General features: G+C 58.6%; 6 protein-coding genes and 2 pseudogenes. 5 read left to right on the plus strand and 3 right to left on the minus strand.

Going from position 1 to position 9217, the window contains the following annotated elements; all coding sequences use genetic code 11:
* The 3 genes and pseudogenes from A5775_RS10745 to A5775_RS10755 all read left to right on the plus strand — a co-directional run.
* Positions 1 to 406: pseudogene (locus A5775_RS10745) on the plus strand (mammalian cell entry protein); the annotation flags it as partial.
* Entirely contained in the window at positions 403 to 1605 is a 1203-nt protein-coding gene (locus A5775_RS10750; protein ID WP_067251716.1) for an MCE family protein, read from the plus strand. The pseudogene A5775_RS10745 and the gene A5775_RS10750, both read left to right, overlap by 4 nt.
* A 2-nt stretch (positions 1606 to 1607) precedes the next feature.
* Complete coding sequence (locus A5775_RS10755) at positions 1608 to 3188, plus strand: MCE family protein (protein WP_067251724.1); 1581 nt, start codon at positions 1608 to 1610, stop codon at positions 3186 to 3188.
* Positions 3189 to 3331: 143 nt separating this feature from the next.
* Here A5775_RS10755 and A5775_RS26115 read toward each other — a convergent pair whose 3' ends face one another.
* Positions 3332 to 3646 carry a DUF3761 domain-containing protein gene (locus A5775_RS26115; protein WP_369827818.1) on the minus strand — a complete coding sequence of 105 codons (315 nt, stop codon included), beginning with the start codon at positions 3644 to 3646 and terminating at the stop codon, positions 3332 to 3334.
* Between the two features lie 760 nt (positions 3647 to 4406).
* Between A5775_RS26115 and A5775_RS24775 the strand changes: the two genes are divergently transcribed.
* Entirely contained in the window at positions 4407 to 5870 is a 1464-nt protein-coding gene (locus tag A5775_RS24775) for a hypothetical protein (RefSeq protein WP_082952963.1), read from the plus strand.
* A gap of 491 nt (positions 5871 to 6361) precedes the next feature.
* On the opposite strand, the gene A5775_RS24780 is transcribed toward A5775_RS24775, so the two are convergent.
* Positions 6362 to 8170: a DUF262 domain-containing protein gene (locus A5775_RS24780; RefSeq protein WP_197512506.1), complete on the minus strand. Its 1809-nt coding sequence runs from the start codon at positions 8168 to 8170 to the stop codon at positions 6362 to 6364.
* Between the two features lie 215 nt (positions 8171 to 8385).
* Complete coding sequence (locus A5775_RS10765; RefSeq protein WP_067251721.1) at positions 8386 to 8838, minus strand: VOC family protein; 453 nt, start codon at positions 8836 to 8838, stop codon at positions 8386 to 8388.
* A 157-nt stretch (positions 8839 to 8995) separates the two neighbouring features.
* Between A5775_RS10765 and A5775_RS10770 the strand changes: the two are divergent.
* Positions 8996 to 9217 (plus strand): annotated as a pseudogene (locus A5775_RS10770) (cytochrome P450); the annotation flags it as partial.

Genomic DNA, 9217 nt, shown 5'->3' on the forward strand with positions numbered 1-9217 from the left:
GGGCAGCTTCATCATCAACAACTTCTCCAACCCGGTGCATTTCCTGTGCGACGCGATCGGGGCGGTCGCGAACGTCACCGCGACCGAATCGGGGAAGCTGTGCGCGGAGTACGGCGGCCCGGGGATGCGAACCGCGAACTTCAACTACCTGCCCATCCCGACGAACATCATCCTGCAGCAGATCGCCACGCCCGGGAAAATCATTTACGCCGAACCGCGTTTGGCGCCGGACGGTGAGGGGCCCTCGGCGACGCCCCCCGAGGCCCCGCCGGGGTTTTCCGCCTACACGGGCCTCAACGGTGATTCGACGCCGCACAGCGTGGAGGACCTGCTGCTGCCCGACCACGGCCGGCCCGCGCCGAGCGATCAGCCGGCAGCGGCCGGCCTGGGGGCGCCGCCGCCATGACGAGGCTTCTCGGGCTTTGTATTGTGGCGTGCTTCGCCGTGGGTGGTTGCGCGTTTCAGGGTGTGAACTCGCTGCCGCTGCCCGGCGCGGTCGGGCGCGGCCCGCATGCGAGCGTCTATCACGTCGAGATCGCCAATATCGGGACGTTGGAATCGAATTCGCCGGTGATGATGGCCGACGTCATCGTGGGCAGCGTCGGCAAGATGCGGGTCAAGGGTGATCACGCCGACGTCGAGGTCTCGGTCAAGCCCGATGTGGTGGTGCCGGGCAACGCGGTGGCCGCCGTCGGGCAGACCAGTCTGCTGGGGTCGATGCACGTGGAGCTCAATCCCCCGCTGGGCCAGCCCGCGCGGGGGCGCCTGCAGCCGGGGGCGACGATTCCATTGGACCGCTCGTCGTCGTATCCGTCGACCGAGCAGACGTTGTCGGCGTTGTCGGTGGTGCTCAATTCCGGTGGGCTGGGCCAGATCGGCGACATCGTGCACAACTTCAGCGCGGGATTGGCCGGGCACGAGAACGACATCCGCCAGCTGTTGACTCGGCTCGACGAGTTCGTCGGTGTGCTGGATCAGCAGCGCGACAGGATCATGGCGTCGATCGATTCGTTGAACCGGCTGGCCGGCACGTTCGCCTCCCAGCGGGAGGTGATCACCCAGGCGCTGCGCAAGATTCCGCCCGCGCTCGACGTGCTGATCCGCGAACGCCCGCGCATCGTCGCGGCGCTGGACAAGCTGCGCGTCTTCAGCACCACCGCCACCCGGCTGGTCAACGACACCCAGGCCGACCTGGTGAAGAATCTGCAGAACCTGGAACCGACGATCCAGGCGCTCGCCGAGGTGGGACCGGATCTGAGCACCGTGTTGGGGTACGTGCCGACGTTCCCATTCACGCAGAACTTCATCGACCGCGCGGTGCGGGGGGACTACTTCAACGTTTTCGCCGTCATCGACATGACCATTCCCCGGCTCAAGAGGACGCTGCTGGCCGGCACCCGGTGGGGCGATCCGGACGCGCCGCTGGTGCCGGCGCCGGGTGATCCCTGGTATGGGAACTACACGTACGACCCGCTGGGGTTCGCCGTCGCTCCCCCGGTTGCGCCTGGCGGCCCGCCTTCTGGCGTGCCCGCGCCACCTGCTGTGGCGGCCCCCGATCTGAGTGCCATTGCGCCCGTGGATCAACCGTCGCGCGGTGGTGGCTGATGCTGCTGACGCGGTTTGTTCGGATGCAGTTGACGATCTTCGCGCTCGCCTCGGTGGTCGCGATGGGGTTCATGTTCTTTCAATACATGCAGGTGCCGACGTTGCTCGGGGTCGGCAAGCTCACCGTCACCCTGGAGCTGCCGGATACCGGCGGGCTCTACCGATTCAGCAACGTCACCTACCGTGGCGTGCAGGTCGGCAAGGTGACCGCGGTCGGCCCGACGGCCACCGGAGCGAAAGCCACACTGGCGATCGACACTTCGCCGAAGATCCCCGCCGACGTGCACGCGGCGGTGCGCAGCATGTCGGCGGTGGGCGAGCAGTACGTGGATCTGGTGCCGCGCTCGGGAGCTGGGCCTTATCTGCGCGACGGGTCGGTGATCGCCGCGCGTGACACCAGCATTCCGCGCCCGGTGGGGCCGATGCTGGACAAGCTCAGCGCGTTGGTCAAGAGCATTCCTAAGGACAAGGTCGAGCAGTTGCTCGACGAGACGTTCACGGCGTTCAACGGGTCGGGCTACGACCTGGAGTCCATGCTGGATGCGTCGAGCAAGCTGTCGCACGACGCCTCGGCCGTCGTCGATCACACTCGCGCCCTGGTCGACGACGGCCGGCCCTTTTTGGATGCGCAGGCCCAGACCTCCGACCAGACGCGGCGGTGGGCGCACAGCCTGGCCGGTTTCACCGACCAGATGGTGAAAGACGACTCGCAGTTCCGGCAGCTGCTGCACACCGGACCCGGCTTCGCGCAAGAAGTTTCGCGGCTGTTGGAGCAGGTGAAGCCGACCCTGCCGGTGTTCTTGGCGAACCTGTCCACCATCGGGCAGATCGGGGTGACCTATCACCCCGCGCTGGAACAGCTGCTGGTGCTGTTGCCCCCGTCGGTCGCGGCGTATGGCTCCTACGGTGTGACCAACAACCCGACCGGATTGGCGGTAGGTGGGTTCACGCTGACCATCGCCGACCCGCCGGCATGCACGGTGGGGTTCCTGCCGCCGTCGCAGTGGCGCTCCCCCGCTGATGTGAGGGAGGCCGATACCCCCGACAATCTGTATTGCAAGCTGCCGCAAGACTCGCCGATCTCCGTGCGCGGCGCGCGGAACTATCCCTGCATGACCAAGCCCGGAAAGCGCGCTCCCACAGTCGAAATCTGCAACAGCGACGAGGAGTACGTGCCTCTTGCGGAGAGGCAGCATGCACTGGGGCCGTACCCGCTGGATCCGAATCTGCTCTCCCAGGGGCTGCCGCCGGATGACCGGGCTGGTATCGAGCAGAGGACTTTTGGTCCGGTGGATGGGACGCCCTTGCCGCCGGGGGCGGCGCCCGCTGGAACGGCGCCCGGGCCGCCGGCGCCAGGTTCGCTTAACCGGCCGCCGACGGCGCCTGATGCGGATGCCGTGCCGGCGGCGCCAAGTGCGTTTGGCTCCAACGGGTCTGGTGTGTCGCCGTCGGTTGCGGTGCTGCATTACGACCCGGGGACGGGGAGATATGTGGCGCCTGATGGGCAGCTCTATCGGCAGTCGGATTTGGTGCCGGCGAAGGCGCCGAAGTCTTGGAGGGACATGCTCTTTAGCGCAGCGTGAGGATGCAGACTACGCCTAAAACACGACGGCACACCTTTGCAACTTCGACCGCATCGCGATTGTCTTTCCTACCTGTCAAACATCGCGGTCGGACCGAGAATGCGAAGCGCCAGGTCCACATCCGTATATCAGCTGGCTAACGCTTAGTTGCTAAGCCACTGCTTCACGCCGCCGTGACCCGAGCATGTACCGGTATGGTGCGTGCTGTACGAGTAGTCTCCATCTCGGCAAATCGCGGTAGCTCCGGGAGGCATCCCACCACTACCTACGAGGCCGGGAGCACCCCCAGGAGGCAGGCCAGATGATGGACTAGGGATGCATTGCTCATCCGAGTTCTGGTAGTAGCCCTTCCCACAACTGGCCATGATCGTGGTTGGCCCAGTTGCGACGAGCACGGGTGCAACGCATAACGCCCCTACTGAAATAGCTGCCGCGGCAGCTAGAAGTTGAACCCGCACACTCCACCTCGAAAAAGATGTTCAAATTAACAGGGCGCCCAGCCCGGACGGAAGAGTATCCGTTCAGAGCGCGGCTCGCATGAAAATCGTGGATTCATCAGCTGGGGGCGAACAACCCAGATGCGGCCTGCTCGTCTGGTAAAACTGCGTTCGGCGCGGTCAGTCGGTTTCAGGCTGGGTTTCGCACTCGCCGAGCGAGAGTCGGTAACTGCCCGGCGACTGGCGTGCGGTTTGCGAGACCATCCATAGGCATGATTCGACTTTCTTGACACGCTCCCTTCGATAAGGGAGCTGAGTTAACGTCAACTATGACCAAGGACAGCAGTACCGCACATCTACCTCGAAATTGGAGACGTACCTCAATCACTCGAGATAGCGTCCTGGCAGCAATCCGGACACTTCCCGAAGGCGACCGGGCCGCAACACTGCATGAGCACGGCTTTCACGAGGCGAATGATTACGTCGTCGTGTTCGAAAGGGAAGATCATCCTTCGAAAACCTTGTACGGCATCGCGTATGGTCTCGTACAGCCAAGAGAGGTCCCTCGGAGTCGGAGGGCGTTGTCAGGCGGATTCGAGGTATGTCGGCGTCTCACAGCCCTTGAATTCGAGTTTGGCCGGCTAAAAGCGGGTGGGGACGCAGCTTCGACGCTGAGTACGGGCGTACACGTGCGCGAGCAAGACGTGATGGCAAGCACGAAAAGGCGTCAGACAGTGACTGAGCAGTGCAATTGTCGATGACAGGGGTTGAGGGTCGATCAGTGCGCGTTTCCGAATATTTTGGCTTGTCTGGCACGCAAGCCACGCTTGACTTCATCGACGTCTACGTCGATCGCGATCTTCCATTATTTATCGACCCGTCAGTGCTTGCCAACATGAATTCCTCCTGGGCAAACGAGTGTGCAAGTAGGGTACAAAATTTTTTCCAGTCGGTTTTAGATCTTATCCGTGCGGGCCAGAATGGCGCCGCAAAAACGCTTTTATCATTTCTGGGTGAGGATAACTCAACGCGCCTCGGTTATTCAAAAAGAAGTCGTGGCAGCGGGGTAGGCCCTGGCCTCGCAGAGAAATTTTATGCAGAATTATCAACTAGTTCCGCCTTGCAATCGGGCTTGATTAGCGACATTGAAGATGCTGCGCTATTTATCGAAGGAGTACGTGAGGATCGCATCTCAGATGTTGTGACAAATATTATCCGGCCACAACTAGTTCAATTTACCCAAGCGGTGGCCAATTATTATGGTATTCCAGTTACGCCATCGGTGTCGGTCGCCTGCTGCTGGAATCCTCAACGCCGTATGTGGGATGAACCGGAGTTCTTTGATCTACCCGTGGCAGGCGCTCCGCTGCTACTAGTCCCAAAGAGCATTGTTAGACGCAAGCTTTTTCATGACCCTGGTGAGTATTACCGCTACTATGTTCTGCCCTTCTTTCAACGCGATGAATTAGCGCGTCGATCAACGTTGGTCCATGTCCTGAGGTCCGGCGCGCATCGTGTTTATAAGAAAGATGTAGAGAGAAAATATCGGGCTAAGCACCAGGCCGGCGAGGTGCCTGGTGTTGAGAAGCGCATTAACTTGGACGCGACAGACCGCAATCCAGAGCTATTGCAGTCATTCAAGGATAATAAGGAACTACGGCCCGCGCCGGCGCTGAGTCACGAAGACATCAGCAAAGCCACTAACACATTGGAACCCGACTTTGGCCCTCTGCTGAGCGATGTTCTTGCGATCGAACCCGGGCAAGCAGGCGCCGATGCGTATGAGAAGGCCATCGAGGCGCTGCTTACGGCACTTTTTTACCCGGATCTTGCCAATCCTGTTCGGCAAATGAGAATTCACGACGAACGGAAGCGTATAGACATTACATATAGTAATATGGGGCGGTCCGGCTTCTTTGAATGGCTATCAAAACACTATCCATCCGCAAATATCATGGTCGAGTGCAAAAACTATTCTCGCCCCCTTGGCAATCCCGAGTACGATCAAATAGCAGGCCGTTTTTCGCCTTCGCGCGGATTGTATGGGCTGCTAGTCTACCGATCATATTCGGATAAGCGCCGCGTATTGAACTCACTTAGGGATACGGCGAGGGATTCGCGTGGTTTTATTACAGCACTCGACGATGACGACCTTAAGTCATTAGTAGGCGAAGTGGAACAGAACGGTACCGCCGCAAGCCTTAGCGGATTATTGCGTCAACGATTCAACGCGCTGATTAACTGACCGACTTTTGTCAACAATACTGCGCTTGCCAGCATGGGCTGGCGTTGAAAGACTGCCCGCCAGCGATTCGGTCAGCGGATGCTTCGCTAAGAAAGTGGCCGTGACTCTCGATATCTATGTATGCTGGTCCATTCGATAAAGGTGTGGACGGCGTTGCGGACAGTCCAGACGTGTATGTAAAGAGTACTGCGGACGCACTTGCGGACGGCCGAAGTTTCCTCGCCGGTGGCGAGCGCCTCACTGCTCAAACCGTGTAAGAGCTCGGAGGAATCGAACCCCTGACTTACTCGATACGAACGAGCAGACTGGCTGCTGTGAGTTCCGTTGATTGCAGAGACAATTGATCAGCGGGCTGGCGCCATTGGCGGACGATTACCAGATACCGCGGCGCTAGGTCGTCGCCGCCGAACCAAGCAATGTGGCGGCCCCATGATGTCGGTGCGTCTGCCAGCATCACGCATGTCCGACGCCCTGTTACCTGCCTCGAACGCTCATGCGATCGCGGGTTGATCGTCAGCCGATCCACCTTCTTTGATTGTCAATGCTTCGACAGTTTTACCCGTCTGTGACTCGATCGCTTGTATTACTTTTACTAAGCGCGACTTAAGGAAAAACTCATAACTGTCGCATTCGAGTGCGCCCTTATCGATTAGATGCGACTCCAAGATTGCGGTCACGCCACTTCCTGTAGCCTCCATATCCGCGACATATTTACTTGGCTTGGCGGCCCCGATCCGTTTGTTGGTGTCGGCACCGATCATCGCTCGGTTCAGAATAAGGTCAGGACTGTAACCTTCAGGGTCAAGGCCGGCCTTGGTCGCATCTTCAAGACGCGCCTTCGGGTAAAGATGGTGCGACTGAATCTTTGACTTAACGTAAGTTGCCGGGTTCAACTCCTCGCCGTTGAAGAAGTCACGTGCGCCACAGGTAATTGTGAGAGCCATCAATCCTTGGAGGAGAGCCTTCTTCTTTGCCGTAGCAGATAACAAGCTGTCGGCGGTAATTTGAAGGTCGTCGATGACTTCAGGAGTGATGGGCTTGCCGTTTTCTTTTAAGTCATGCAACCACCTTCTAAGGTCGTGGTAGTCCTTTTCGGACTGGCTCGCGGCGCCTTGGTCGAAGTTAGTTGTAAAAACTGAAGCCCAGAAGTATTGCCTTATTTTTTCCAGGGCTTTGGCTCGCTTTGGTGGAGGTAGAGAATTGCGCTGTATCCAGGCACCAGTAAGTGGTACGAGCACTGCTTGATAGGGAAGAAGATCACGGTGAACCACCCCGCAACTATCGCGAAGCCATTCGATGACGCCCACTAAAGCTTTGATCACTTTCTCCCAGTGGTCCGCAAGGTCCACTGCGGAAAGTAAGTTAAGTACTGCCTTCCGTTGGGGGCTCTGGTGCTGAATCAAAGTAATGATTTGCAGCACCAAATAAGGATCTATGGAAAAGCCGCTGTAATCGTTCTCTTGGCCAGGGTCGCGTAAGACGGGGTATTCAGCACGCGCTGATTCCCATAATTTTCTTAAGCTTATGTCCTTAAAGAATTTGGCGGTAAGGATCTCAAATGGACCAAGCCGAACGGAGTTAGTGTTAAGTTTCTCAAAAACCATGCAGACCGCCGGTAGCGATGCAGCGTCTGTTAAGTTGATTACTGGAAATTCGTACTTCTCAAGTTGGTCCAGGTATGATTTGCGGGCGTTTTGGAAGATCTTTTTACGCCTTTTGCGTTCGGCTTGGTCAGGAATTGTGTCGAGTATGCCATCGTACCAATCATCGAAATTTTCACCAAGCGGAAATAAGAGTTGCTCATATTGCCATTCTGGCGTCCGATGGTCTGGTTCTTTAGGTGTTTTCAGCTTAAGGTCCCGACGTTCTTTCGCAGTAAGCGGACGGGCTTGTATGACCGCATCCCACTCAATGAACTCGGTCGCGACCAGTTCAAAAGAGTCCGTATCGATCAACTTACGTAGGTTCAAAAAATATGATTCTTCTGTCTTGCCACGGATCGCGCGATATAATGCAGTTAGTCGCTGTTGACCGTCGAGCACTAAGCGCTCCGGTTTTCCCTTCAGCGGAGGCGCCCCAAAAATCGCCCTGGGCTCCAACTCAATCTTGCTTGGATGCCAAGTGAGTAGAGAGCCGGCTGGGTATCTCGCGATTATCGAACTGAGAAGGCTAGCCGTATTCTCGGGCGCCCATATGAAATCTCGCTGGAATTCGGGCAAGGCTAATTTCCCGTACTCAATCTCGATCAGTAGAGATTCGATGGTCTCTGGATGTGTCTTAAAGAGCGATCTGGCTTCCACACGCCGGATGTTACTGGTTGTGCTCGGGTGATCGAAGCGTGATGCGACTTCGGACACGCGCCTCGTCGAGTGATTGGTGTCCTGTGGCGACGAGGGAGTAACCAGTTTGGGCCACGGTCCTGGCGGCTCCGGAACCGACTGGTGGAGACCATGAGTACTTGACCGGCACCGACGACAAGTCGAAACGGTAGGAGGGTTAGCGGGCCAGACGAGTTTTATGGCCGCGCCGGCAGCATCTTCAACCACCCATCCGACAACAACTCCAACAACTGCCCATCTGGATCCCGAATCATCGCCGCGCCCTGCGACACGCTCCCGTCAACCACCGCTCCCCCAAACTCCGCCACCTGAGCCAGCAGACCCGGAAGGTCCGACACCGACAACGAGATGTGCGTCAGCCCGATCTGATCCATCACCCGCTCCGGGCCGGCATGCACCTGACGCTTCGAGTAGTCCATCAGCTCGAGCACGAACCCGTCCCGCACCAGATACGTCGCATGCACGCCGAGCGGCTCGGGCAACCCCACCAACTGGGACGTCGCACCATCGGGCGGGTCGAGTTCCCACCAGAACTGAAACCCCAGCAGGCCCTCGTAGAACCGGCGCGACCGCTCACGGTCCGTGACGCACAACCCAACGTGATTGAAAACCGTTCGATGACTACTCAACCCAACCTCCGCAGCAAGTCACACCCCTGACGAACACGATCCCTACCGATCTTCAACCGCGCCAAACGAACGACTAGACGCGTAATAATGCAAAGATAAACCAATAAGCGCCCGTCACCGCCAACTAAGCAGACCGCTTCCGTGGGAGAGCTTTTCGATGGTCACACGCCCGAAGGTCCGGCCCGACGCCACCGTCGACTTCGACCATCACTCCGACGCGTTCAACCTCAACGAGCTGGCCGTCAATGCCGAACTGCGGCAACGATGTCCGGTCGCCTGGAACGAGAACTACGACGGCTTCTGGTACCTCAGCAGCTACGACGCCGTCAGTCACACCGCCCGCGACGGCGACACCTTCGCCCACAAATACGAACCCCAC

Source organism: Mycobacterium sp. 852002-10029_SCH5224772 (assembly GCF_001667315.1).
Lineage (GTDB): Bacteria > Actinomycetota > Actinomycetes > Mycobacteriales > Mycobacteriaceae > Mycobacterium.

Coding starts and splice junctions, on each gene's coding strand:
- A5775_RS10750 (WP_067251716.1), top strand. CDS start 403: ATGACGAGGCTTCTCGGGCTTTGTATTGTGGCGTGCTTCGCCGTGGGT.